This is a genomic window from Pseudomonas sp. FG86 (genome assembly GCF_057808775.1).
The window spans coordinates 1-25,718 of record NZ_JBMDIS010000015.1; the positions used below are offsets into that span (position 1 = coordinate 1).

Consider the following 25,718-nt stretch of genomic DNA (forward strand, 5'->3'; position numbering starts at 1 on the left):
CCCCTGTTACCGCCGTGAAAGGGCGGTGTCCTAGGCCACTAGACGAAGGGGACACACGTACAACATTCACTCCCTACCGCGTTTCGCTGTGTGCTTTACGCTGTAAGTGGCGCGCATTCTATGGATGGATTGAAAGGTCGTCAACCCCCAAGGATAAATTTATTTAAATCAATGACTTCGCCCCCGTTTACCAGCCTGCTCAGGCATTCTGCCCGTCCGCCCCTTGACGCCTATATTCTGACGCCCTACAAGACGCTATAGTTCGCTCCAGCAAATGATGGCAATGTGCATCCATGCAGGGAGCGCCGACCTATATAGAAGAAACTACCTGGGCAACTGGTCGAAGAGTCCTATCCGTCGGTTGTTCCAGTCACTACACTCAACAGCAAACCCTATAAAGAGGTCACACCGGTGACACCACTCATGATCACCCTGCTGGTAATAGCCGGGATCGTAATACTGATCGCCATTGGCTACATGAACCACGTGGTGGAAAACAACAAACTGGAAAAGAAGCGCACCGAGATCGAACTCAATGATCGGCTGCGTCGCTGCGGTGAAATCACCGAGACTTTCCCTGGCCAGTTGATGACCCCGGCGCTCAAGTTGTTGCTGACCCGCCTGGAACTCAACGTCAACCAACGCCTGTTGCACCTCAATAGGACCAACGCCGCGGTCAAGGCACGGATCGCCGAGCTCAATGCCCTGGTGGCCCAGGGTGAGTCGATTCCGGTCAACAACCCGCCCGCCCCGATCCAGACCGAAACCAAGGCCAAGGACGTGCGTTTCCTGCTGGAAGCCCTGCACGGCCAGGTCACCCGCGCCGCCCAGGATGGTTTCCTGCCGACCAACGAGGCCAAGCACTGGATAAAGGAAATTCGGCATATCCTGGTGCTGCTGCATATCGAGTTCTTCAATAACCTCGGCCAGCATGCCTTGCAGCAAGGCCAGCCGGGCCAGGCACGCCTGGCCTTCGAACGTGGCGTACAGTACCTGCGCAAACAGCCCGAACCGGTGCTGTACAGTGCGCAGCTGCAATTGCTGGAGTCGCAGCTGGCCCGCGCCAACTCCACGGTGCTGACCAACAGCAAGCCTGCCGAAGACGAAGTCAACGAACTGACGGAAGGCCTGAAAGTCGTCGACGCCGACGCCGAGTGGAAGAAGAAAGTCATCTACGACTGATCCCCACCGCCATGTGGCGACCGCCGTCGCCACATGCCATCACTTTGTACCTATCCCCCCGCTCTCGACTAGCGTAAAAAAGTGCCCCTCACTCCGTGAAGTTAGAGGCCTGCTATGCCTGTCGCCGTGATTGATGGACAACCGCTGCACTATCTCGACCTGGGTAACGGCCCAGCGGTGCTCCTGGGTTCAAGCTACCTGTGGGATCGCGATATGTGGGCGCCGCAGATTGAAGCCCTGTCGCAACAGTACCGCGTGCTCGTCCCCGAACTGTGGGGGCACGGCGAGTCGGGCCCGCTGCCCGCGTCAACCCGCTCCCTCGACGACCTGGCGCGTCAGGCCCTGGCCCTGCTCGATCAGTTGGAAATTGCCCAGGTCAACCTGGTCGGCCTGTCGGTCGGCGGCATGTGGGGCGCACGCCTGGCGTTGCAGGCACCTGGGCGCGTCAACAGCCTGGTGCTGATGGACACCTACCTCGGCGCCGAGCCCGAAGCCACGCGCCAGTACTATTTCTCGCTGTTCAAGATGATCGAAGACACCGGCGCGATCCCCGAGCCCTTGCTGGATGTCATCGCACCGATCTTCTTCCGCCCCGGCATCGACCGCGAATCCGCGCTGTACCAGGACTATCGCAGGGCCCTGCAGTCATTCTCCCGGGAACGCCTGCTGCACAGCATCGTGCCCCTGGGCCGGCTGATCTTCAGCCGCTCGGATGTGCTGGAGCAATTGCCACGCCTGGATGCCGACACCACCCTGGTGATGTGCGGCGAGCAGGACAAACCGCGCCCACCCGCCGAGTCCGACGCCATGGCCAAGTTGATTGGCTGCAGCCTGACCCTGATCCCAGACGCCGGGCATATCTCCAGCCGGGAGAATCCGGACTTCGTCAATGAAGCCCTGCTGACCTTCCTCGCCAACCACGCCTGATCGCCCTGCCTTTTGATCGCCGCCAGCACGCGGCGATCAAAGGCGGAAGTGCCCCACCATCCCCTTCAGCTCCGCCCCCAACTGCGCCAGCTGGATGCTCGACGCGGCGTTGCCTTGCATACTCAATGCCGATTGATCGGCACTCGCGCGGATGCTGGTGACACTGCGATTGATCTCTTCGGCCACCGAGCTCTGCTGCTCGGCAGCGGCGGCGATCTGTTGGTTCATCTGCTGGATCAATGACACCGCGACGGCAATGCTGCCCAAGGCGCTTTCGGTTTCCAGCGCATCGCTCACCGCCAGTTTCACCAGCTCGCCACTCTGCTGGATCTGCTGCACCGACGACTGCGCCGCAGCACGCAGAGTGCTGACCAGACGCTCGATTTCCTCGGTCGACTGCTGGGTGCGCTTGGCCAGCGCGCGCACTTCATCGGCCACCACCGCAAAACCACGGCCTTGCTCGCCGGCTCGGGCCGCTTCGATTGCCGCATTCAAGGCGAGCAAGTTGGTCTGTTCGGCCACGCTTTTGATCACGCTCAACACCGTGCCGATGTTCTGGATTTCCGTACTCAGGCTGTCGATGCTGGCACTGGCATGGGCGCTGGAAGTGGCCAGCAACTCTATGCGCTGCAAACTCTGGCGTACCACCTGCTGGCCACTGTCGACCTTGTCATCCGCCGTCTGCGCCGCTTGTGCAGCCTCCTCGGCGTTGCGCGCCACATCGTGCACCGTGGCGGTCATCTGGTTCATCGCGGTCGCCACTTGCTCGGTTTCTTCCTTCTGGCTGCTGACCTCGACGTTGGTCTGCTCAGTCACGCTGGATAACGTATGCGCCGAACTGGCCAGTTGCTCAATACCCGCCTGCAACCCGCTGACCATGTGGCTAAGGCCATTGCCCATCTGCTGCATGGCCTGCATCAGCTGGCCGATCTCATCGCGGCGATCAACCTCCATGCGCCCACTCAGGTCTCCGGCGGCAATCTGCTGGGCCACCGCAATCACACTGCGCAGCGGCGCCACGATCAACCGGGTGATCACCCAGGCAGCGATCAGCCCCACCAACAATGCCAAGGCTGACGAGCCAACGATCAACATCGCGCTTTCCTTCAGTTGCGCCTGCATCGATTGGTCTTCGGTGGCGTAGGCCTGGTTGACTCGGCTGACCACTTGATCGGCGCGGTCATGCAACTGCTTGTAGACCACCTTTTCCTGGGCCAGCAGGCCGGTGTATTCACCGAGCTTTTCACTGAACGAGGCAATATGCCCGGACACTTCGTTAAGCACCGTCTGGTAACCCGGGTCCTTGACCGAAGTTTTCAGTTGTTCGACCTGGGCCAGGGCCTGGTCGGCCTGCTCGATCTTGCCCTGCTGAGAGTCATCGGCGTCGGCCTTGCGGCTCTGGTCGAGGCGCACATGGGCTTCGTTCATGGCTTGCAACATCAGGCGCGAGACCTGGCTGACCTGCCCCGCCTGCTCGATAAACTCGGCACCTTCCTTGCCCTGGCTCTCCTTGAGACCATACGCGCCATCGTCCGCCAGGCCGGCCTGCAACACGTCGAGGTTATTGGCCACGCTGGACACCGACCAGGTGGCCATTTCCAGGGCCAGGTCCTTGGTTTGGGTCAGCTCGACAAACTCATCGAATGCCTTGCGATAAGCCGCCAGGGCCTGCTCCACATCGGTCATCACTGGCACATTGGCGGCGGACTCTGCCTTGAGCCTGGCCGCCAGCGCCGCCAACGCGTCGACGCTCTCATGCAGGGCATCGACAGCCTTGGGGTCGGCGTGCAGCGCGTAGTCCTGCTCGATCAAGCGCACCTTGAACAGGCCGCTGTTGAGCGAAGACATTGCCTTGAGGCCTTCGAAACGCTGGCCAACGGTTTGCAGGGACCACACACCGATGGCCGCCACCAAAGCTGTCAGCAGCAGGACAAGAAGGAAGCCCAAGCCCAGTTTTTTCGCCATACCGAGGTTGGCGAAACGTCGTTGCACGGCCGAAATCATTGCACTTGAATCCTCTTGCAATGGCAGATGCCATAAGCCCGGTTTACAAGAAGCGAGATTCGCAACCCCAAGGCATTGAGCACAAGCTGTTGGCGCCGGAATAATGGCAAAAAGCTACACGCTCGTCGTTTTCAGAATGGTCGAGGTCGATCTGGTAGGGCCCAAGGCGCGGAATAACGCAAGTGCCCGTTGATCATCAGCATAGGCCACATTGATGCGCAGCCACTCACTGGATTCACCCGTCGGGTTGAACAGCGCCCCCGGTGACAACAAGACGCCGAACTTGCGCGCATATGCCTGCAGCCGCGAACGATCCGCCACGGCAGGCCGCGCCCACAGGAACATCCCGCCGGCAGGCACGGCAAACACCTGCCATTCCTCATCCTCCAGTACCTGCAAGGTGGCGGTCATCTGCGTGCCCAGGCGTTTGCGCAGGCGCTGCACCCACTTGCGGTAGGTACCATTGGCCAGCAACGTGGCCACCACCGCCTCGGCAAAGCGCGAAGTACCGATGCCGGTCAGGGTCTTGAGGTGAGCCAAGCGGGCAATGAGCGCGGTGCTGGCGCTGAGGTAGCCCACCCGCAAGGCGCTACTGAGGGTCTTGGAAAAACTCGAGACATAGATGACCCGGTCATCATGGGGCAGCGCCGACAGTCGCGTGCAGCTGGCGTGTTGCAGGTCGCCGTAGACATCCTCCTCGATGATCAGGAAATCCTCACGGCGTGCCAGTTCGAGCAAACGCTCGGCGACCGCGCGGCACAGGCTGGTGCCGGTGGGGTTGTGATAGAGGCTGTTGATGAACAGGCACGTGGGGTGATGCCGTTGCAGCAGCGCCTCCAGCGCCGGGATGTCCGGGCCGCCACGGGTCCGAGGCACTTCCAGCAACGTGACGCCATGATGCGCCAATTGGCGATAGAGGTTGCCATAGCCTGGGGTCTCGACCACGACGGTGTCGCCCGCCTTGAGCAAGGTGCGTATCAACAGGTCCTGGGCATGGCTGGCGCCCTGGGTGGTGAGAATGCGATCGAGGCTGGTGGTCACGCGGATCTGGGTCAGGCGCTTGAGCAACTGTTCGCGCAACGCCGGCAACCCCAGCGGCGTACTGTAGTTGAACAAACCGCCGGTATCGGTGCGAGAGATTTCGCGAATCGCATAGCTGATGTCATCACTTTCGCGCCAGGCGTCCGGCAACCAGCCACACCCCAGCTTCAGTTCACCCAATGGGCTATCGGTAAAGTCCCCCCATTCCCGTTCCGCGCCTTCATACCAGTGGTATTCGTGGACGGTGGGAGGACGCGCGACCACGAACCCCGCCCCCTGTTTCGAGGCCAGCACCCCCTGGGCCACCATGCGTTCGAATGCCTCGATGACACTGGACTGGCTGAGCAAGTTGTCGAGGGCCAACTGGCGGATGGACGGCAAGCGGGTACCGGGGCTGACCCCGCTCTTGCGAATCCATTCCGCCACCGCACTGACGATTTGCTGCACCACCGGTACAAGGGCTTGTCGATCGATCCCTAAATCCATGAGCCACTCACTTCAACTGTCTGTTATTCAACCTCAAACAGTTAAGCACAGAAGCCCAGCCAAACCGGCCGACAACCTTTATTAAAGTATTGATTTTATTAGCTTATTTACCTGGTGATACACATTCACCCGCGGCGCTTTGCCAGCTCTGGAAACGCCCCACAGCGCCTCATGCCTTTTCGAATGGCGCGCTGCACGGAGTCCTAGATTGCGGTCGCGCCACCGTCCACCGCGAGCGCATGGCCAGTTGTGAAGGCGGCCCCATCACTGCACAGGTACAACACGGCGCTGGCGATTTCCTCGACCTTGCCGATGCGCCCTACCGGATGCATGGCCGCTGCAAATTCGGCTTTGCGCGGGTCGGCTTCATAGGCACGGCGGAACATATCGGTATCAATCACCGCCGGGCATACCGCGTTGACACGAATTTTCTTTTTCGCATATTCGATGGCCGCCGACTTCGTCAGGCCGATCACCGCATGCTTGGAGGCAGCGTAGATGCTCATCTTCGGCGCCGCGCCCAACCCCGCCACCGATGCGGTATTGACGATCGCACCGCCGCCCTGGGCCAGCAGCAACGGCAGTTGGTACTTCATGCACAGCCAAACCCCTTTCACGTTGACGCCCATGATGGCGTCGAACTCATCCAGGCTGCCGTCGGCCAGCTTGCCCTTCTCGATCTCGATGCCCGCATTGTTGAAGGCATAGTCCAGGCGGCCATACACGGCGACGGTCTGCGCCATCAGTTGCTGCACATCCGCTTCAAGCGTGACGTTGCAACGCACAAACAGCGCTTCACCACCGGCCTGCCGGATCAGCTCGACGGTGCCCTCGCCCCCTGCCACATCCAAGTCGGCTACCACGACCTTCAAGCCTTCACCTGCGAATGCCAGGGCGGTCGCGCGGCCGATACCGGCGGCGGCGCCAGTGACCAGGGCGACCTGGCCGGAAAACGTCATGCTCATGGAGGATGTCCTTTGGGAAAAGTTACCGTGGGACGAGTCTAGCCAACAGCCGGATAGGCGCGTCAGCACTATCAGAAGGCCGGTTGAGGCTGTATGCGTCGCAGTGATAAGGCGTCGTGGATCACTATCATCACGGCCTATCGGCGGGCATTCGCCCGCCTCGGACAACCTTGCTTCCAGGCCATCTTGGGTCTATCACTCAGGTTCATTTCTAAAGAGCCCTTGCCATGACCGCCCAGACCAACCGCCAGTTCCTGCTTGCCAAACGCCCGGTCGGCGCAGCCACGCGGGAAACCTTCACCTACCAGGAAGTGCCCGTGGGCACGCCCCAGGAGGGGCAGGTGCTGGTGCACAACGAATACCTGTCCCTCGACCCGGCCATGCGCGGCTGGATGAATGAGGGCAAATCCTACATTCCCCCCGTCGGTATCGGCGAAGTCATGCGTGCGCTGGGCGTGGGCAAGGTGATTGCCTCGAACAACCCGAACTTTGCAGTGGGGGACTACGTAAACGGTGCCCTGGGCGTGCAGGATTACTTTCTGGGCGAGCCGCGTGGTTTCTATAAGGTCGACCCGCAACTCGCGCCCCTGCCCCGCTACCTCTCGGCGCTGGGCATGACCGGCATGACCGCCTACTTTGCCCTGCTGGACACCGGCGCGCCCAAGGCTGGCGAAACGGTGGTGATCTCCGGCGCGGCCGGCGCGGTCGGCAGCATTGCCGGGCAGATCGCCAAGATCAAAGGCTGTCGCGTGGTAGGCATTGCCGGCGGCGCCGACAAGTGCAAGTTCCTGGTGGATGAGCTGGGCTTCGACGCCGCCATCGACTACAAGAACGAAGACGTGCCCGCCGCTCTCAAGCGCGAGTGCCCCAAAGGCGTGGATGTGTATTTCGATAACGTCGGCGGCGATATTCTCGACGCCGTGCTCAGCCGCCTGGCACTCAAAGCCCGTGTGGTGATTTGCGGCGCCATCAGCCAGTACAACAATAAGGAGGCCGTGAAAGGCCCGGCCAATTATCTGTCATTGCTGGTCAATCGCGCGCGTATGGAAGGCTTCGTGGTGATGGACCATGCGGCGAACTTTGCGGCGGCCGGGCAGGAAATGGCCAGCTGGATGGCCCAGGGCAAGCTCAAGAGCAAGGAAGATATCGTGGAGGGGCTGGAGACATTCCCGGAGACGCTGATGAAGCTGTTCAACGGGGAAAACTTTGGCAAGTTGGTGCTCAAGGTCGACTGATCGACAACCGCTGTAAATATGGGAAGGGCTTGCCCCCTCCCATATTTTTGATCGGTGACTGATCAGGCGATCTCGGCCACTACCGCCGCCAACGCTTTGGCCGGATCGGCTGCCTGGCTGATCGGACGGCCGATCACCAGGTAATCAGAGCCTGCATCCAGTGCCTGACGCGGCGTCAGGATACGACGCTGGTCATCCTGGGCACTGCCCGCCGGGCGAATGCCCGGGGTCACCAGTTGCAGCGACGGGTGAGCGGTCTTCAGGGCCTGGGCTTCCAGCGCCGAGCAGACCAGGCCATCCAGGCCGGCTTTGTCGGCCAGGGCGGCCAGGCGCAGCACTTGTTCCTGAGGCTCGATGTCCAGGCCGATGCCGGCCAGGTCTTCACGCTCCATGCTGGTCAGCACGGTGACACCGATCAGCAAGGGTTTGGGGCCGCTGCGCTGTTCCAGCACTTCGCGGCAGGCTGTCATCATGCGCAGGCCGCCGGAGCAGTGCACGTTGACCATCCACACGCCCATTTCAGCCGCAGCCTTGACCGCCATCGCAGTGGTGTTGGGGATGTCGTGGAATTTCAGGTCGAGGAACACTTCGAAGCCTTTGTCACGCAGGGTGCCGACAATTTCCGCGGCGCAACTGGTGAAGAGTTCCTTGCCGACTTTGACCCGGCAAAGCTTCGGGTCCAACTGATCAGCCAGCTTCAGTGCGGCGTCACGGGTGGGGTAATCCAGGGCGACGATGATAGGAGTCTGGCAGACGGACATTGGAATAGGCTCTCAGGCAAGTCGAAATCGGCGCGGATTGTAGCGCAAGCGGCGCTGTTGCGGGATCCGATGATCGGTAAATACTGACCAGGCGCCCTCGGACAGGCCTTTCGGTGAATTATTTCAAAGCCGATACATTCACGACATGCCCTCAACACGCCCCAAGGCTAGGCTCGCCCGCACGACCCACCGTGCAGCACTTCCAGCCATGGGGCTGGGCGCCTATGCTGACCGCTACAACCAGGCAGATGATCGCACTATGCATACCCCTTCGGCTTCTGTGAACGACGAGCAAAAAAGCGCGGTGATCGCCGATGAAAAGCGCTGGAATACCCGAGCGCTGATCGTAGACGACGATGTGCCGATCCGCGAACTGCTGATCGACTATCTGGCGCGTTTCAATATTCTCGCCAGCGGCGTGACCGACGGCGCCGCGATGCGCGTGGCCATGCAAGCGGAAACGTTCGACGTGGTGGTGCTCGACCTGATGCTGCCGGGCGAAGACGGCCTGTCGCTGTGCCGCTGGCTGCGCGCCGAATCGGATATCCCGATCCTGATGCTCACCGCCCGCTGCGAACCCACTGACCGCATCATCGGCCTGGAGCTGGGCGCCGACGACTATATGTCCAAGCCGTTCGAACCCCGTGAGCTGGTCGCGCGGATCCAGACCATCCTGCGCCGGGTACGCGATGACCGCACTGAGCAGCGCGCCAACATCCGCTTCGACAGTTGGCGCCTGAACAGTGTGCTGCGCCAACTGGTGGCCGACGATGGCCTGGTGGTACCGCTGTCCAACGCCGAATTCCGCCTGCTGTGGGTATTTATCGAGCGGCCGCGTCGGGTGCTCAGCCGCGAACAATTGCTGGACGCCGCCCGTGGGCGCTCTATCGAGGCGTTTGATCGCAGCATCGACTTGCTGGTTTCACGCCTGCGCCAAAAGCTGGGCGATGACCCGAAGGCACCGCAATTGATCAAGACCGTGCGTGGTGAAGGCTACCTGTTCGACGCGCGGGATATCGGCTGATGCGCAACACCTTCAACACGCTGTTCGGCAGGCTGTTCGGCGTGTTGCTGATTGCGATTGTGCTGGCCCATGGCCTGGCGTTCTTTTGGTTTCACCACTACGGCCCGCCGCCACCGCCGCCTGCAGAAACCTTTGTGCAGCAGCCCGATGGCACGATGAAGCCCCTGCACAAGCATCGTCGCCCGTGGTTTGGTGGCCCGGTGGTACCGCTGACGTTTCAGTTCATCTCGTTGATCATCGCGGCCTGGTACGGCGCCAAACTGTTGAGCCGACCGATCCAGCGCCTGAGTGCGGCGGCCGAACGCTTGAGCCTCGACCTCGACAGCCCGCCCCTCGACGAATCCGGCCCCAGGGAAGCCCGACAGGCGGCATCGACCTTCAACCTGATGCAAAAGCGCATTCGCGAGCAGGTCAGCCAGCGTGCACGTATGCTCGGCGCGGTCTCCCATGACCTGCGCACCCCGCTGTCACGCCTCAAGCTGCGCCTGGAGCAGATCGAAGACACCAAGCTGCAAGGCCAGATGCGCCAGGACCTGGACGACATGATTGGCATGCTCGACGCTACCCTGAGCTACCTGCATGAACAACGCACCAGCGAAACCCGACACTGGCTCGACGTCCAGGCGCTGGTGGAGTCCCTCAGCGAGAACGCCCAGGACCAAGGTTCCGATGTGCAGTTTGCCGGCACCTGCGCGCCTTTGCAGGTGCAGCCCATGGCGCTGCGCTCCTGCCTGAACAACCTGATCGACAACGCCCTGCGCTACGCTGGCACGGCGCGTGTGGAACTGCAGGATAGCCGCGAGGCCCTGATTATCCGCGTGATCGACCACGGGCCGGGGATTGCGGCGGATAAACGAGAAGCGGTGTTCGAACCGTTCTATCGGCTGGAAGGCTCACGCAACCGCAACTCCGGCGGCGTCGGCCTGGGGATGACAATCGCCAAAGACGCGGTGGAGCGCCTCGGCGGCCGCCTGAGCCTGGAAGACACTCCGGGCGGCGGCCTCACCGCCGTCATGTGGCTCCCCCGCCGCTAGGGGGAGTTGAAGCCGTAGCGACTGCAAGCCTCTACAGCGTTTTGTCATCACGCCGCCCCTGGGCCTGGGTCGCGCTCCAATCCATCAAGAGGCTGTACGCCACCGCCAACAGGGTCGGGCCGATAAACAGGCCGATAAAGCCAAAGGCGATCAACCCGCCGAACACCCCAAGCAGCACGATAACCAGCGGCAGGTTGCCGCCACGGCTAATCAGGTACGGTTTGAGCACGTTGTCCACGCCGCTGATGATGAACGTGCCCCACACGCCGAGGAACACCGCATATGTGTAATCGCCCTTCCACGCCAGCCAGGCCGTGGCCGGAATCCACACCAGCGGTGGCCCCATGGGGATCAGGCTGAGCAGGAAGGTGACAATACCCAATACCAGTGCGCCCGGCACACCGGCGATCAGGAAGCCGATCAGCGCCAGCAACGCCTGGGCGGCGGCGGTACCGATTACGCCGTTGACCACGCGCTGCACGGTGCCAGCCACCAACTCGATGTAATAACCGGCACGGTCACCAATCAGGCGCTCCAGCAAGCGGTGCACGAACATCGCCAGGCGCGGCCCGTCACGATAGAAAAAGAACACGAACACCAGGCTCAGGGTCAGCTCCAGAATGCCGCCGCCGATCTGCGCACTGCGCGCCAGCAGCCAATTCCCGACCTGCCCCAGGTACGGCTTGAGGCTGACCATCAGCGCCGCGCCCTGCTGGTCAATGCTGTCCCACATCGCCACCAACCGCTCGCCGACAAACGGGATCGAACCCAGCCAGGTCGGCGCCGCGGGCAAACCGTCGACCTGAATATCCTTGATCAGCGCCACCGCATCACGCACATGGTCCGCCAGGTTGAACCCGAGCCACACCAATGGCACCGCCACCAGCAGCATCCAGCCCAAGGTCAGGATGCCGGCGGCCAGGGATTCACGACCGCCGAGCCAACGGGTGAGCAGACGCATCAGCGGCCAACTGGCAAACGCCAGCACCGCGCCCCAGAACAGCGCCGACCAGAACGGCGCCATCACCCAGAAGCTGGCACCGAACAGCACCAGCAGCAGGATTTGCACCAGCAGGCGATCGTTATTGAGCATGGGGTATCTCTAGCAAAAGGCTGTAGGAGGAGAGCTTAGGCGAACGGCACGGGTCCGTTCGCCCTGTTACGGTCAGCGTATCAGATGCAGGTGCAGACCCTTGGCTTGATCCGTGCCGGTCTCCAGCCGCGTAGCCCGCACACCGCTGTCAACCAGGGCCTGGCGCCACGCTTCGGCAGTAGGGCCGGTCAAACTGACACGCAAGGTGGTGTCGAGGTTCAACCCGCGGGATATCAAGGTCAACCAGGTGGCGTCAGGGTCTGTGCCCAAGGTCGGGAAGTCCAGTTCGCCGGTGCTTTTCAGCTCTCGCAACAGCGTGGCGGAGGTTGGCAGCAGCTCGCCGAGCGGTGCGCCGGCGTCTATTTGCTCGACATGCAGATAAGCCCGGCGATTGCCCCGGGTGATGCCGTACAGCGCCACGAGGGAGTTTTCCTGCGGGGCGGCCAGGCGCAAGAGCAGGTACTCCTGCTGGCCGTCGGCGCCGACCAGCTTGGCATTGCCGAACACTTCATTGGCCCACAGGCTGCTTTCGCCGCAATCGCGGGCCTGGCACCAGAACAGCAGTTGCGCGCCCTTGGCCTGCAAGGCTTCGCGCGTGGCAGTGAAAGCGGCGCTGGAGGTGTGTTCGGCGGGCAGTTCATAGGTGATCGCCGTGGTTCGCCCGCGGGCAGTGGCCTGGCCTTCGTAGCGCAGTTGGCCGCTGATCTTGCGGATCGCGCCCATGGGGTAGATGCGTTCCTTTTCTTCAGCGGGGCGGTAATCGACGATTTGCGCATCAACCTGGCGGGACACGGCAGGTAAATCCTGGCTTCCCGGCACATCGGCGGCGAACACCAAGGGGCTGAAACAGCACAGGCCGAGGGCACGGATACATCCTTTACGCAGGCTCATCGGATCGGCAAGCCCTGGCCATCGGAGGTCACAGCAGTTTCAAGATCGGTGTTGAGATCGTACATGGTTGACTCCCTTTCAATCCGCCCAGCCTCGGCAGTTGCCCGCGCCAAGTCAAGGCGCGTGGAAGAACCGATTGAAACAGTCTGCAACAAGGACCGCGCCCGGCTCATCATTCAGGTGTAAATGATGGCCTCCCGGCAGCGTTGTGACCGTAAAGGGTAGTTGAGAAAGCAATTCGGAATGTTTCGCCAGCATGCCGTCAGCCGCGACCACCAATTGCGTAGGGCAACTCACTCTGCGCACGAACGCCATCGCCTGCTCATCAGTCAGACGCATCGGCGACGCCAGGGTCAGGCGGCTGTCGGTACGCCACGTGTAACCGCCCGGCACCGGCATCAAACCGCGCTGGGCCAGCAGTTCCGCGGCTTCGCGGCTGACAGCCACCACCCCTTTCATGCGCGCCTCGACCGCACGCTCCAGGGTGCTGTAGACCGGTTTGCGCTTGTCCCGCAGGTTCAGTTGCGCCTGCAACGCCATGCCCAGGCGCTCAGCGGCATTCTCACCACTGGCGGTCGGCGGGATCACGCCGTCGATCAACCCCAGGTGCGTCACGCGCTCCGGCAAGGCGCCGGCCAGTACCAACGAGACGATGGCGCCTAGGGAGTGGCCAAGTAATGCAAAACGTTTCCAGCCCAGTTGCTCGGCGACTTGCAGCACGTCAAAGACATAATCCCACAAGGCATAACCGGCCCCGACAGGGCGATGCGCCGAGTGCCCGTGCCCGGCCATGTCCAGCGCGACGATGCGCAAGCCCTGCAGCTTCGGCGCCAACCGCGCAAAGCTGTTGGCATTATCCAGCCAGCCATGCAGGGCGATCACCGGCACGCCATCCTCGGGGCCGAACAGGTGCGCCGCCAATTCGATATGCGGCAAGTTCAGGCGAACCTCTTCGACGGGCGTACTCATGCGCAACTGCGCTCGCGGGTCTGCCAACGAGTGAACACGTTCTTGATCAAGGTTGCAGTGTCCTGGGGGCGTTCAAGGGGAAACATGTGACCGCCCGGCATGGTGAGCATTTCGCCCATGGGCAAGCGGTCGACGCCGCTGGCATGGTGACGCATCACCACCCGACTCTGGCGACCGCGCACCACTGCCAAGGGCACTTTCAACTGGCGCACCTGGCCTGGGCTGGTGTGGGGCACGCCTCGGTAGATGCTGATTTCGGTAGCGGGGTCAAAGCGCAGGCGCAGGCGATCACCCACCTGCTGCAGGCCGTGTTGCAGATAGGCGTCGAAGCATTCCGGGTCGAAGCCGCGAAACAGGGTCTTGCCCGCGAAATAACTGCGCGCGGCCTCAAGGTCTGTGAACTCTTCGCGACGCCCCAGGGTACGCCCGGCCGGCGTGAGGCGATCGATAAAGCCAAAGCGCTTGGCGGCACGGATCACCCAACGGTCCGCGCGGGTCAGCACTGGCGAATCGAGCATCACCACGCCGCGATACAGCTGCGGGCAGCGCATGGCCGCATGCAAATGCAGTACACCGCCCAGGGAATGGCCTACCCCCCACACCGGTTCTGGCTGTTGCTCCAGATGGTGGATCAGTTCGTCCACCAGGTTCTGCCAGTTATCGTCCACTGGGAACCTGGGGTCGTGGCCGTGCTGCGGCAGATGGGCCACTGCATATTCCGGCGCCAGGGCGGCAAACAGCTTGCCGTAGGTAGCGGAAGGAAAGCCATTGGCGTGGGCAAAAAACACAGGCTGCGACATACCGGTTCCATCGACAAAAAACAGACACTGATTGTCCCACGCCTGGCTCGGACAGCAATGACCGTAACCGCCAGGAATGATGACACTCACGCCACGCCTATCGCGCCGGCGGGGTCTCGCCCAGGGGCACCACGGCCATGGTCAGGCGCGAGACACAACTGGTCTTGCCTTCATCGTTGGTCAGGCGGATGTCCCACACCTGCGTGGTGCGGCCGATATGAATCGCCTTGGCCACCGCCGTCACCCGCCCGCTGCGCACCCCGCGCAGGTGGTTGGCGTTGACCTCCAGGCCCACGCAATAGAACTTGCTGGCATCGATGCACAGGTAGGCGGCCATGGAGCCGACACTTTCGGCCAGCACCACCGACGCCCCGCCGTGCAGCAGGCCGTAGGGCTGGTGGGTGCGATGGTCAACCACCATGCTGGCGGTCAGGGACTCGTCGTCGAAACTTTCGAAACGAATATCCAGCAACTCACCAATGGTGTTTTTCTGGCTCGCGTTGAGTTGCTCGATATTGGGTTGGGTGCGCCACAGGCTCATACCGTTGTCCTTGTTGGTTTTATGATGGCCCTAATCCTGCCACAGAATCACTTCGGTGCGCTCGCTCCACACCTGAAACTGTGGACCGTAAGTCGATTCAATCACGTTGCGCTTGATCTTCAGGGTCGGCGTCAGAAAGCCGTTTTCTACCGCCCAGGTGTCTTTTACCACCACCAGTTGCCGCAAACGCTCATGTTTGTCCAAGGCCGCGTTGACCTGTTCCAGCCAACGCTCGAGGCTGTCCTGCAAGGCATGGCGCGCCTCGGGCTGGCCCACCGTTGACAGCACGCACAGGCCCATGGGCGCGGTAAGGCCGTCACCGACCACACATACCTGTTCGATGCGCGCATGTTCGGCCAGGCGGTTTTCAATCGGTGCCGGGGCCACGTATTTGCCTTTGCTGGTCTTGAAGATTTCCTTGAGCCGTCCGGTCAGGCGCAGGCGGCCGTCGGCGTCCTGCTCCCCTTTGTCGCCAGTGCGCAGGAAGCCATCTTCGGTCAGCACTTCAGCCGTTCTTTGCGCGTCCTTGAAGTAGCCCAGCATGGTCGCGCCACTACGCACCTGCACTTCACCGGCCTGGTCAATGCGCACTTCAACGCCGGGGCACGGCAGGCCGATCCAGCCGATCTTCTGCTGGCCAGGGCGGCACACATGGGAGTAGCCACAGTTCTCGGTCATGCCATACACCTCCAGCACATCCAGGCCCAGACGCTGATACCAGCGCAGCAGGGCCTCAGGCACCGGCGCCGCGCCGGAGAGTGCAATGCGCAGCGCGTCGAGCCCCAGGCCGGCGAGGACTTTATGGCCCACGCGCTTACCGATAAATGGCAGGCGCAACAACCTGTCCAGGCGCTTTCCCGGGATCCTGGCATAGACGCCCATCTGGAATTTGGTCCAGATACGCGGTACGCCAAACAACGCCGTGGGCCGCGCCCGACGCAGATCCGTCAGAAAAGTATCGAGGCTTTCAGCGAAATAAACGGTTTGCCCGGTATAGATAGAAGCCATTTCCACAAACATCCGCTCCGCCACATGGCACAGCGGCAGGTAGGACAACAGCCGGTCGCCCTCCCCCAGGCCAAACAACTCAGTGCCGTGCGTAGCGGCAAAGCCCAGGGCGCCGAAGCTGTGCATCACGCCTTTGGGCAGGCCGGTGGTGCCGGAGGTATAAATGATGGTGGCGAGGGCCGAGGCCGGCGGTAGCGGATCATCCTGGATCGGTGAACAGGCTTGCAGGTCGGCCCAGCGGTAATCAAAGTCGCCGGCCGGGCAAAGCGGCAGGCTGATGGTGGGCACGCCGGCAGGCACGCCGGGGGCCATGGTCGGCCAGTCATCGAGCTTGCCGATGAATACCAGCACGGCCTCGGAATGCTGCAGCACATGGGTAACGGAATCGGCGGTGAGGTTGGGATAGAGCGGCACCGAGACATGCCCGGCCATCCATATCGCGAGGTCAGCGATGATCCAGTGCGCGCAGTTTTTCGAGATCAGAGCGATATGCGAGCCCTGGGGCAGCTCCCTGGCGCGCAGCCAGTGTGCGGCGCAGCGTGCCTGGTGGCCGACATCACCCCAGGTGAGGGTCTGTACCGCGCCACCCCCGATGGGCTGGACAAGAAAAGGTTGGCGCGGGTGCCGCGCTTCACGTTCGTAGAAGACCTGCAACGGCAAACGAAAAGCGACAGGCATGGGACGCGCTCCTTTGTGATCCGGCGATAGCCAACCAAGCACTTGCTTGGTTGACTATATAGCACACACAAAGCGGCGAGAAAGCCTACGGATTCTTCACACTGACCAGGCTCATCAGCCCCGCCAACGGGAAGTCGCCCTCTAGCTCCGCCAGGCTGGCGGTGTGCATGGGCTGCGGCTGACGCTGATGACCATGCTGCAGAAAGCTGATCAAGCTGCCGACCAGGGGCTGATGGCTGACCAGCAGCACATTGTCATCGCTGTCGAGCTTGTTCAGAACCTCCAGCGGATTGCCCTCCGGCGTGAGCCAAGGCACCGTGCGGATGTCCGCTTCAAAACCCAACGCCTGCCGCACCAACTGTGCAGTTTGCTGCGCCCGCACGTACGGGCTGGCAATGATCGCGTCCACAGGCTGGCCGATCAGGTGCGCCGCACTGCGCAACACCTCGGCACGGCCATGCTCGGTGAGTTCGCGCTCGGCATCGGTACGGGCATGGCCCTCGGCCTCACCGTGACGCAACACCCACAACTTCATAGCTTCGGCTCCTCGTCGCGCACCGGGTGCGGTGCCGGCGGCACGCTGTGGGCGGCTTCACCTTCCGGCGCGCGCGGGGTTGGCCAATCGGCGAACGGCCATGGCTTTTGTTCGGTGTGGAAACTGCCAAAGCGGCCGATCTGCGCGAGAAACTGGCTGAGGCTATCGCCAAAGTTCATCAGGCCCAGGTTCGGTGCGCCGTAGACCAGGCGGTAAACCAACTGCACCACCACCAGCGCACCGAGCAGGAACTGCGCCACTTGCCACACCAGGGCAAACACCAGCATCCACAGGATGCGCAAGGCAATGGATTCGTACTTGGGAGCTGCTTTCGGATCGTTCATGACGCGTTCCTCAGTTGAAACCACTGGTGGAAATAAAGTCGACATCGGTTTTCGGCTCGGCGCGCATCAGCAACTCGATGACCTGGTTCAAGGTGCGCCCCTCAAACAGGATCGCATGCAAGCCGGCCACCAGCGGCATATACACCCCGACTTCCTGGGCCTTGGCCTTCAGCACCTTGAGGGTATTGACCCCTTCGGCCACTTCACCCAGACGTGTGACGGCGTCTTCCAGGCTCAAACCCTGGCCGAGCGCAAAACCAACCTGGTAGTTACGGCTCTTGGGCGACGAACAGGTGACGATCAAGTCGCCCACGCCCGCCAGGCCCAGGAAGGTCATCGGATTGGCCCCCTGGTTCACCGCAAAACGGGTCATTTCCGCCAGGGCGCGAGTGATCAGCATGCTCTTGGTGTTTTCCCCCATGCCCAGAGCCACCGCCATGCCGGCGATGATGGCGTAGACGTTTTTCAACGCACCGCCCAGTTCGACACCGAAGCGGTCGCCACTGGCATAGACCCGGAAGGTCCGGCCATGCAGTACCGCCTGGACACGCTCGCAGAGCGCTTCGTCTTCACTGGCGATCACGGTGGCGGTCAGCGCGTGCTCCGCCACTTCCCGCGCCAGGTTCGGCCCGGACAACACGCCAATGCGCGCCTGCGGAGCGATCTCCTCGAGAATTTCGCTCATCAGCTTGAAGGTGTGCGCTTCGATGCCCTTGGTGAGGCTGACCAGCAGCTTGCCCGCCAGGCGCTCGGCATGCGGCGCCAGCACCGAACGCAAGGCGCTGGAAGGCAGCGCGACGAAGCACAGCTCGCACGCCTCCAGCGTGGCCTGCAAGTCGGTAACCGGCTCGACCGCCGGATGAATCTTGATGCCTTTGAGGTAACGGGGGTTTTCCCGATGCACGCGAATGGCCTCGGCCTGCTCGGGATCACGCATCCACTGACGCACCGGGTGACCGTTCTCAGCCAGCAGGTTAGCCACGGCGGTACCAAAACTTCCGCCTCCCAGGACCGCAATAGGGCGCTGTTCAGTCATATGCAATCCGTTAATCCATACCAGTGGCGATGGCGGCATTATACGGGCCGACCCGCTTGCGGCCAGCCCCCGTGTCAATTCGCACGCCTGTCGGAAAATGCCATGCCTGTGTGAAGTAATTGCAAGGGTGGCGACTGGCAAATGGCCCCGCCTCAGTTAACATGGGCGGCTATCCGTAATTATCAAGGCCGTGCCGTGTATTTGGGCCCTCCTCCCCGTTCATCCCTGTGGTGGTTGCTGCTGTTCAGCGGCGCTGTGTGTGCCGACGACCTGTTCCTCGACAGCCAGCCGCTGCCCCAGGTCCTCACCGCCACGCGCCTCAAGCAATCGGCCGCCGCCGTGCCCGGCAGCATGACCGTGATCGACAGCGAGCTGATCAAGGCCAGTGGTGCGCGAGACATCGCCGAGCTGCTGCGGCTGGTGCCGGGGATGATGGTGGGCTACACCACCGGTAACCAGGCGGCAGTGAACTACCACGGCACCAGCGCCAGCGATGCGCGACGCATGCAAGTGCTGATCGACGGACGCTCGGTGTACCGCGCAGGCCTGGCAACCGTGGACTGGAGCGATATCCCGGTGGCCATGGAGGATATCGAGCGCATCGAAGTGTTCCGTGGGCCCAATACGGTCAGTTACGGCGCCAACGCGTTGATGGCCGTGGTCAATATCCTCACGCGCGCGCCGGCCAATAGCCATGGCACGCGGGTGAAAGTGGTTCGTGGCGAACGGGGGATCAACGATTTCTATGCCAGCCAGGGCGTGGGCTGGGAAACCGGTGACTTGCGCCTGTCCATGTCCGGGCAGCAGGACGATGGCTTTGACAGCGATGCCGTGGGCGCCGACCGCCGTGACGGTCGGCGTCTCAACCGCTTCAGCCTGGCAGTCAGCCAGACGTTGAATGCGCAACAGAGTATCGATTGGCAACTGAACGCCAAGGAAGGGACCAACCAGCGTCCCTATACCTACACACCTGTATTTGCCGGGATTACCGAAGGCGGTGACAACTCCGACGTCACTGCCAAGGACTATGCCGGCTCGCTGCGCTGGAACTTCGATTTCAACCCCGAGCACAGCCTGTACATCCAGGGCTCAGCGCAACAATGGGACCGCCGGCAGGTCTGGAAAGCCTGTGACGCCAAGGTGTCGTTCAGCCCGGAGCTGACCCGCCTGTGGCAACTGAACCCCAACTACGCCGAACAGTTGGCCCGGCACATGGACACCTACAGCCAGGGCACCGCCCCGCCCGGTAGCGCCGCCGAGCAAGCCTTGGCCAACGAAGTGCTGGACCAGTGGCGCAACGGCGCCAACCAGAGCGTATGCGGCAATATCGACCAGAGCACCCGCGAAAGCCGCTACGACCTGGAGGTCCAGGACACCCTGAGCCTCTCCGACAGCCTGCGCCTGGTCAGCGGCATGAACTATCGCTACGACCGCGCCGACTCCGACACCTATTTCAATGGCACCCTGGACGACACCACCTGGCGCCTGTTCGGCCAACTGGAATGGCGCGCCAGCGAACACTGGTTGCTGCAAGGCGGTGCCATGTATGAAGACACCCACCTGAGCGGCAACTCGCTGACGCCGCGAGTGGCGGTCAACTACCTGATCAACCCGCGCCACGGCCTGCGCGCGGTGTACTCCGAAGCCATCCGTTCCCCGGACATGTTCGAGAACAACGTCAACTGGAGCTACCGCGTCACCAACCTCAGCTCCCCGACCTACGGGCAGAATTCCGGGCAATACTTTGTAGTGACACGCGGCCCCGGAAACCTCGATAAAGAGCTGATGAAATCACGGGAACTGGGCTATAACGGCTTTTTTGCCGACCTCGGACTGAACATGGACGTGAAACTGTTCTACGACGAAATCACCGACATGATCAGCTCGCCGTTGCGCAATAACCAATACATTGCCAGCAACGCCAACAGTTCGCGGTTTACCGGCGCCGAATCACAGTTCGACTGGCGCATGAGCAACGCCGACCGCCTGCGGCTCACCTACGCTTACGTCGACGCCACCACCAGCAACCCGCGGGACAAGGCACAGACCGCGCGCAACAGCGGCTCGGCCGGCTGGCTGCGCGAATGGGGGCAAGGCTGGTCCAGCGCGCTGTTCTACTATGGCGACGACGCACTCAACCAATATCGCTTCGAACGGGTCGACCTGCGGGTGGCCAAGCGCCTTGCCCTGGGCAAAGCCAACGTGGAGCTGGCCGGTATGTTGCAAACACGCCTCGACAACCAGCCCACCACCTGGGCCGATAACAATTATGACCATCGCCACGTACTCTACTTCAGCGCGGAGTTAGAGTTCTGACATGGGCGATCAGTCAAGGATGACCCTCTTTTTTATCTCAAGGTTTTGCCAGCGCTGTGTGCTGCTGGCATGCCTGCTGCTGACCGGGTCGGCCTGGGGTGCCGACATCCTGCTGACCGCCGCCGAAGACGGCACGGGCGTCCAGGCCTTCGCCCAGGCACTGGCCCGCCAGCGTCCCGAAGACCACGTCACCTTTACTCCCCTCAAGGACCTGCCGGCGCCGAACCGTTTGCCCGCCGGCACCCGCCTGATCCTGCTGGACCTGCCCGGCCTCGACTGGCGCCTGCAGGACACCCAGGGCCCGCCGACCCTGGTCTTGCGTATCAGCCGCCTGCAAGCCCGGCAACGCCTGGGCAGCAACCTGCCGGCCAGGATCAGCCTGCTCTGGAGCGACCCGCCCCTGGATCGTCAGTTACGCCTGATCACCGGCATCCTGCCCCAGGCGCGGCGCATCGGCGTGCTCTACGGCACCGACAGCGAATTCCTGCTCCCTGAGCTGACCCAGTACGCAGCGCCCCTGGGCCTGGAGATCGTGCCGCAGCGGTGGGACAACATTAATGACAGCCGACCGTTGTTGAACCTGTTCAAGAACAGTGACGTGCTGCTCGGCCTCGACGACCCGCAGCTGTATAACCCGAAAACCGCGAAGAACCTGCTGCTGAGCAGCTACGCCCGGCAATTGCCGCTGGTGGGCCCCAACGCCGGGTTCGTCAAGGCTGGCAGCCTGGCCAGCACCTACAGTGACCAGGCCGACTGGCTCGCCGTGCTCGACCGCCTGCTTGACCATTCGCCGGCCAATTGGCCACGCGCGCTGTACCCGGAACACTTCAAAGTGGTGGGCAACCCGCAAGTCGCACGCTCACTGGGCATCGAACAGGTCGACGAAGCCAACGTCGCCGCCCGCCTGGCCGAAGGAGAAAAACGCCCATGACTCTGCGTCGTCGTTGGGACATCAACACCCGCACCCAGCTCATCACCCTGGGCCCGGCGCTGTTGCTGACATTACTGCTGATCAGTTTCTTCACCTTCGTGCGTATCCAGGACCTGCGCCAGGAACTGGACCACACCGGCCAATTGATCGCCAACCAACTGGCCCCCGCCACCGAATACGGGGTGATCTCCGGCAACAACGACGTGCTCGACAGCCTGCTGCGCGCGACGCTGGCCACCCCCCATGTGCGCTTCCTGGAGATCCAGGACAGCGCTGAGAACATCCTCGTGTACGTCGAACAACCCTCGGAAAAACACGACCGCTCGCTGTCGGTAAAAGTGTTCCAGGCACCGATTCGCCTGCAACATATCCAGCTGGGCAATGACTTTTTCCAGGACAACCTCAACGAACCCAAGGCTCCCCGCGCCGACTACCTGGGTCGGGTGATTGTCGGCATGTCCAACGACGCCTTCAGCCAGCGCCAGCAGGAGATCCTGTTCAAGGCCGGCATCCTGGCCCTCTTCGCCCTGCTGTTTACCTTCCTGCTCGCCAGGCGCCTGGCGGCGAGCCTGTCGCAACCGATCAGCGCGATGGGCAACGCGGTAAAAGCCATCCAGCAAGGCGACTACAAGACGCCGCTGCCGATTGTGGATGATTCGGAGCTGGGCGACCTGTCGCGGCATATCAACAACCTGGCCGCAGGCCTCAACCAGGCCAGTCGCGAACAGCAGCAGGCCATGGCCCAGTTGATCCAGACCCGGGAGGAAGCTGAACGGGCAAACAACGCCAAGTCGGAATTCCTGGCAATGATGAGCCATGAACTGCGCACGCCCATGAACGGGGTGCTGGGCATGCTGCAACTGCTGGAAACCACCGAAATGACCGAGGAGCAGACCGAATACGCGGCGCTGGCGTCCGAGTCCACCGAGCATTTGCTCAAGGTCATCAATGACATCCTCGACTTCTCGCGCATCGAACGCGCCGCCCTGGAGCTGGAACATATTCCATTCAACCTGGCGGACCTGATCAATAGCTGTGCCCAGGCCTTCCAGCACAGCGCCCAACAGCGCGGGCTGGCCCTGACCCTGCCGATTCCGCCTGGCATGGGGGCGTTGCGGGTGCTGGGCGACCCCACGCGTATCCGCCAGATCCTGGTGAACCTGATCGGCAATGCCCTGAAGTTCACCGAGCACGGCACGGTCAGCGTCGAACCCCAATGGCAAACCCTCGACCATGAACTGCTATGGTTTACCTGCACCGTGCGCGACAGCGGCATCGGCATTTCTGCCGAGCGCCTGGAGTTGATGTTCGACGCGTTCCAGCAGGCTGACAGTTCCATTTCAAGACGTTACGGCGGCACCGGCCTGGGCCTGCCAATCGCCCGGACCCTGGCCGAACGCATGGGGGGCACCCTGCGGGCCCAGAGCGAAGAAGGCCGTGGCTCGGTGTTTACCCTGGAAATCCCCCTGGCCATCGACCAGCACAGCCTGCCGGCCATTGCCCAGGATGCCGAAGGCAAAGCCGGCGCCGGCGAAGGCCGGCACGTGCTGCTGGTGGAGGACAACCCGGTCAACCGCACGGTGGTCGAAGCCATGCTGCGCAGCCTCGGATTTGAGGTGAGCCTGGCCACCGACGGCGCCGAAGCGATCCGCAGCGCCGAGAGCCTCATATTCACCGCGATCCTGATGGATTGCCGACTGCCGCTGATCGACGGTTACGAGGCCACCCGGCAGATTCGCCAACTGCCGGGCTGCGCCGACCTGCCGATAATCGCCCTCACCGCCAATGCCTTGCAGGGCGACCGTGAAGCCTGCCTCGCTGCCGGAATGAACGATTACCTGGCCAAGCCGTTCAAACGCACGGATTTGCAGCAAATCCTGCAGCGCTGGGTGCAATAGCCCAGCGCCATCAGCCAAGTCCGACTGGCGTGAAACACGAAAGTGCGGCAGTCTTAGGCACCCGAACGGGCCTATAAACGGGTCCGGTTTAAAATTTCAGTGAACAAGTGTACATTCAGTGCCTTGACGCTGTGACTTTCACTACAACGCAATAGTCTATGTGTAGGCTGCCGAGATGAGGCATGAACGCTTCAGTCGGTTCGGGAAGATTTGCCCTACCCTGCCGCATGGGATTATTGAGGAGCTCGCATGACCAAACAAAACGCCTTTACTCGGGAAGACCTGCTGCGCTGCAGTCGCGGTGAGCTGTTCGGCCCAGGTAACGCGCAACTGCCCGCCCCGAACATGCTGATGGTGGATCGCATCACCCATATCAGCGAAGAGGGTGGCAAGTACGGCAAAGGTGAATTGGTCGCCGAGCTGGATATCACCCCGGACCTGTGGTTCTTCGCCTGCCATTTCGAAGGCGATCCTGTCATGCCGGGCTGCCTGGGCCTTGACGCCATGTGGCAGCTGGTCGGTTTCTTCCTCGGCTGGCAAGGTCTGCCGGGCCGCGGTCGCGCCCTGGGTTCGGGCGAAGTGAAGTTCTTTGGCCAGGTCCTGCCGACCGCCAAGAAAGTCACCTACAACATTCAGATCAAGCGCGTCCTCAGGGGCAAGCTGAACCTGGCCATCGCCGATGGTTCGGTGAGCGTCGACGGTCGCGAGATCTATACTGCCGAAGGCCTTCGGGTCGGCGTATTCACTTCCACTGACAACTTTTAAGGGTTATCCGCATGCGCCGCGTCGTTATCACTGGTCTGGGCATCGTTTCTTGCCTGGGCAATGACAAAGAGACCGTCACCGCTAACCTGCGTGCAAGTCGCCCTGGCATCCGATTCAACCCGGAATATGCCGAAATGGGTCTGCGTAGCCAGGTTTCCGGCTCCATCGACCTGCCCCTCGAAGAATTGATTGATCGCAAGATCTACCGCTTCGTCGGCCACGCTGCCGCCTACGCCTACCTGGCCATGAAAGATGCGATCGCCGACTCCGGCCTGAGCCCTGACCAGGTCTCGAACGTGCGCACCGGCCTAATCGCCGGCTCCGGCGGCGCGTCCACCCTGAACCAGATGGAAGCGCTGGACATCCTGCGCGAAAAAGGCGTGAAGCGCGTTGGCCCGTACCGCGTTACGCGGACCATGGGCAGCACCGTTTCCGCCTGCCTGGCCACGCCGTTCCAGATCAAGGGCGTGAACTACTCGATCTCCTCCGCATGCGCAACCAGTGCTCACTGCATCGGTACTGCCGTTGAGCAGATCCAACTGGGCAAGCAGGACATCGTGTTCGCCGGTGGCGGTGAAGAAGAACATTGGAGCCAGTCGTTCCTGTTCGACGCCATGGGCGCCCTGTCCACCCAGTACAACGACACCCCGGAAAAAGCCTCCCGCGCCTATGACGCCAAGCGTGACGGTTTCGTCATCGCCGGCGGCGGCGGCATGGTCGTAGTCGAGGAGCTGGAACACGCCCTGGCCCGTGGTGCGAAGATCTACGCGGAAATCGTCGGCTACGGCGCCACTTCCGATGGTTACGACATGGTTGCGCCAAGCGGCGAAGGCGCCATCCGCTGCATGCAGATGGCAATGGCAACCGTGGATACCCCGATCGACTACCTGAACACCCACGGCACCTCGACTCCGGTCGGCGATGCCAAGGAAATGGAAGGCGTACGTGCGGTATTCGGTGACAAGGCCCCGGCCATCAGCTCGACCAAGAGCCTGTCCGGTCACTCCCTGGGTGCCGCCGGCGTTCACGAAGCGATCTACTGCCTGCTGATGATGGAAGGCAACTTCATGGCCGGTTCGGCCAATATCGAAGAGATCGACCCAGTAGTGGCCGATATGCCGATCCTGACCAAGACCGTGGAAAACGTAAAAGTCGACACCGTGATGAGCAACAGCTTCGGCTTCGGTGGCACTAACGCCACCCTGGTGCTGAAACGCTGGCAGGGCAAGTAAGCCCCGCAGGTTGATCACATGA

General features: G+C 62.1%; 23 protein-coding genes and 1 pseudogene. 10 read left to right on the plus strand and 14 right to left on the minus strand.

Annotated features, from left to right (window positions below; translation table 11 throughout):
* The first annotated feature begins 411 nt into the window (after nt 1–411).
* Complete coding sequence (locus tag ACODSV_RS12405; protein ID WP_024074338.1) at nt 412–1,182, plus strand: hypothetical protein; 771 nt, start codon at nt 412–414, stop codon at nt 1,180–1,182.
* A 114-nt stretch (nt 1,183–1,296) separates the two neighbouring features.
* Nucleotides 1,297–2,109 (plus strand): alpha/beta fold hydrolase, encoded by an 813-nt coding sequence (locus tag ACODSV_RS12410; RefSeq protein WP_024074337.1) that lies wholly within the window; start codon nt 1,297–1,299, stop codon nt 2,107–2,109.
* Between the two features lie 36 nt (nt 2,110–2,145).
* Here ACODSV_RS12410 and ACODSV_RS12415 read toward each other — a convergent pair whose 3' ends face one another.
* From ACODSV_RS12415 to ACODSV_RS12430, 4 genes and pseudogenes are all read right to left on the minus strand, one after another.
* Complete coding sequence (locus ACODSV_RS12415; RefSeq protein ID WP_370531106.1) at nt 2,146–3,027, minus strand: methyl-accepting chemotaxis protein; 882 nt, start codon at nt 3,025–3,027, stop codon at nt 2,146–2,148.
* Nucleotides 3,007–4,113: pseudogene (locus tag ACODSV_RS12420) on the minus strand (HAMP domain-containing protein); the annotation flags it as partial. The gene ACODSV_RS12415 and the pseudogene ACODSV_RS12420, both read right to left, overlap by 21 nt.
* Before the next feature lie 114 nt (nt 4,114–4,227).
* Complete coding sequence (locus tag ACODSV_RS12425; RefSeq protein ID WP_150055004.1) at nt 4,228–5,640, minus strand: aminotransferase-like domain-containing protein; 1,413 nt, start codon at nt 5,638–5,640, stop codon at nt 4,228–4,230.
* A 203-nt stretch (nt 5,641–5,843) separates the two neighbouring features.
* A complete protein-coding gene (locus tag ACODSV_RS12430; protein WP_024074333.1) occupies nt 5,844–6,605 on the minus strand; it encodes an SDR family oxidoreductase in 762 nt (253 codons plus the stop codon).
* 227 nt (nt 6,606–6,832) lie between these two features.
* Here ACODSV_RS12430 and ACODSV_RS12435 point away from each other — a divergent pair, with 227 nt between their 5' ends.
* Nucleotides 6,833–7,840: an NADP-dependent oxidoreductase gene (locus ACODSV_RS12435; protein ID WP_024074332.1), complete on the plus strand. Its 1,008-nt coding sequence runs from the start codon at nt 6,833–6,835 to the stop codon at nt 7,838–7,840.
* Between the two features lie 62 nt (nt 7,841–7,902).
* Here ACODSV_RS12435 and pyrF read toward each other — a convergent pair whose 3' ends face one another.
* Nucleotides 7,903–8,601 (minus strand): orotidine-5'-phosphate decarboxylase, encoded by a 699-nt coding sequence (gene pyrF / locus ACODSV_RS12440; RefSeq protein WP_069075589.1) that lies wholly within the window; start codon nt 8,599–8,601, stop codon nt 7,903–7,905.
* Nucleotides 8,602–8,860: 259 nt separating this feature from the next.
* Between pyrF and ACODSV_RS12445 the strand changes: the two genes are divergently transcribed.
* Together ACODSV_RS12445 and ACODSV_RS12450 are read left to right on the plus strand one after the other, a co-directional pair.
* Entirely contained in the window at nt 8,861–9,625 is a 765-nt protein-coding gene (locus ACODSV_RS12445; RefSeq protein WP_041161131.1) for a response regulator, read from the plus strand.
* Nucleotides 9,625–10,659 (plus strand): sensor histidine kinase, encoded by a 1,035-nt coding sequence (locus tag ACODSV_RS12450; RefSeq protein WP_069075588.1) that lies wholly within the window; start codon nt 9,625–9,627, stop codon nt 10,657–10,659. Before ACODSV_RS12445 ends, ACODSV_RS12450 begins: the two co-directional genes overlap by 1 nt.
* A gap of 31 nt (nt 10,660–10,690) precedes the next feature.
* Here ACODSV_RS12450 and ACODSV_RS12455 read toward each other — a convergent pair whose 3' ends face one another.
* The 9 genes from ACODSV_RS12455 to ACODSV_RS12495 form a co-directional block, all read right to left on the minus strand.
* A complete protein-coding gene (locus tag ACODSV_RS12455; RefSeq protein ID WP_024074328.1) occupies nt 10,691–11,752 on the minus strand; it encodes an AI-2E family transporter in 1,062 nt (353 codons plus the stop codon).
* Between the two features lie 72 nt (nt 11,753–11,824).
* Nucleotides 11,825–12,643, minus strand: a complete 819-nt coding sequence (locus ACODSV_RS12460) for a DUF4892 domain-containing protein (protein WP_024074327.1) — start codon at nt 12,641–12,643, stop codon at nt 11,825–11,827.
* A 114-nt stretch (nt 12,644–12,757) separates the two neighbouring features.
* Nucleotides 12,758–13,612, minus strand: coding sequence for an alpha/beta hydrolase (locus ACODSV_RS12465; RefSeq protein WP_150095240.1), 855 nt, complete (start codon nt 13,610–13,612; stop codon nt 12,758–12,760).
* Nucleotides 13,609–14,412 carry an alpha/beta fold hydrolase gene (locus tag ACODSV_RS12470; protein ID WP_150055005.1) on the minus strand — a complete coding sequence of 268 codons (804 nt, stop codon included), beginning with the start codon at nt 14,410–14,412 and terminating at the stop codon, nt 13,609–13,611. The genes ACODSV_RS12465 and ACODSV_RS12470 overlap by 4 nt, the downstream gene beginning before the upstream one ends.
* A 97-nt stretch (nt 14,413–14,509) precedes the next feature.
* The gene (locus ACODSV_RS12475) at nt 14,510–14,953 is read right to left on the minus strand and encodes a hotdog fold thioesterase (protein ID WP_024074324.1); all 444 of its coding nucleotides are present in this window, start codon (nt 14,951–14,953) and stop codon (nt 14,510–14,512) included.
* Between the two features lie 30 nt (nt 14,954–14,983).
* On the minus strand, nt 14,984–16,639 hold the full coding sequence (locus ACODSV_RS12480) for an AMP-binding protein (RefSeq protein ID WP_150055006.1): 1,656 nt from the start codon (nt 16,637–16,639) through the stop codon (nt 14,984–14,986).
* Nucleotides 16,640–16,724: 85 nt separating this feature from the next.
* Complete coding sequence (gene sixA / locus ACODSV_RS12485) at nt 16,725–17,174, minus strand: phosphohistidine phosphatase SixA (protein ID WP_024074322.1); 450 nt, start codon at nt 17,172–17,174, stop codon at nt 16,725–16,727.
* The gene (locus ACODSV_RS12490) at nt 17,171–17,518 is read right to left on the minus strand and encodes a DUF4389 domain-containing protein (RefSeq protein WP_024074321.1); all 348 of its coding nucleotides are present in this window, start codon (nt 17,516–17,518) and stop codon (nt 17,171–17,173) included. The genes sixA and ACODSV_RS12490 overlap by 4 nt, the downstream gene beginning before the upstream one ends.
* Before the next feature lie 10 nt (nt 17,519–17,528).
* Nucleotides 17,529–18,554 (minus strand): NAD(P)H-dependent glycerol-3-phosphate dehydrogenase, encoded by a 1,026-nt coding sequence (locus ACODSV_RS12495; protein ID WP_024074320.1) that lies wholly within the window; start codon nt 18,552–18,554, stop codon nt 17,529–17,531.
* 195 nt (nt 18,555–18,749) lie between these two features.
* Between ACODSV_RS12495 and ACODSV_RS12500 the strand changes: the two genes are divergently transcribed.
* The 5 genes from ACODSV_RS12500 to fabB all read left to right on the plus strand — a co-directional run bounded on the left by ACODSV_RS12500 (nt 18,750) and on the right by fabB (nt 25,696).
* Nucleotides 18,750–20,870: a TonB-dependent receptor plug domain-containing protein gene (locus ACODSV_RS12500; RefSeq protein ID WP_150095241.1), complete on the plus strand. Its 2,121-nt coding sequence runs from the start codon at nt 18,750–18,752 to the stop codon at nt 20,868–20,870.
* Nucleotide 20,871: 1 nt separating this feature from the next.
* Nucleotides 20,872–21,801, plus strand: a complete 930-nt coding sequence (locus ACODSV_RS12505; protein WP_024074318.1) for an ABC transporter substrate-binding protein — start codon at nt 20,872–20,874, stop codon at nt 21,799–21,801.
* The gene (locus ACODSV_RS12510) at nt 21,798–23,699 is read left to right on the plus strand and encodes an ATP-binding protein (RefSeq protein ID WP_024074317.1); all 1,902 of its coding nucleotides are present in this window, start codon (nt 21,798–21,800) and stop codon (nt 23,697–23,699) included. The genes ACODSV_RS12505 and ACODSV_RS12510 overlap by 4 nt, the downstream gene beginning before the upstream one ends.
* Before the next feature lie 249 nt (nt 23,700–23,948).
* Nucleotides 23,949–24,464: a 3-hydroxyacyl-[acyl-carrier-protein] dehydratase FabA gene (fabA, locus tag ACODSV_RS12515; RefSeq protein WP_024074316.1), complete on the plus strand. Its 516-nt coding sequence runs from the start codon at nt 23,949–23,951 to the stop codon at nt 24,462–24,464.
* An 11-nt stretch (nt 24,465–24,475) separates the two neighbouring features.
* Nucleotides 24,476–25,696, plus strand: a complete 1,221-nt coding sequence (gene fabB / locus ACODSV_RS12520; protein ID WP_102624104.1) for a beta-ketoacyl-ACP synthase I — start codon at nt 24,476–24,478, stop codon at nt 25,694–25,696.
* The last annotated feature ends 22 nt before the right edge of the window (nt 25,697–25,718 follow it).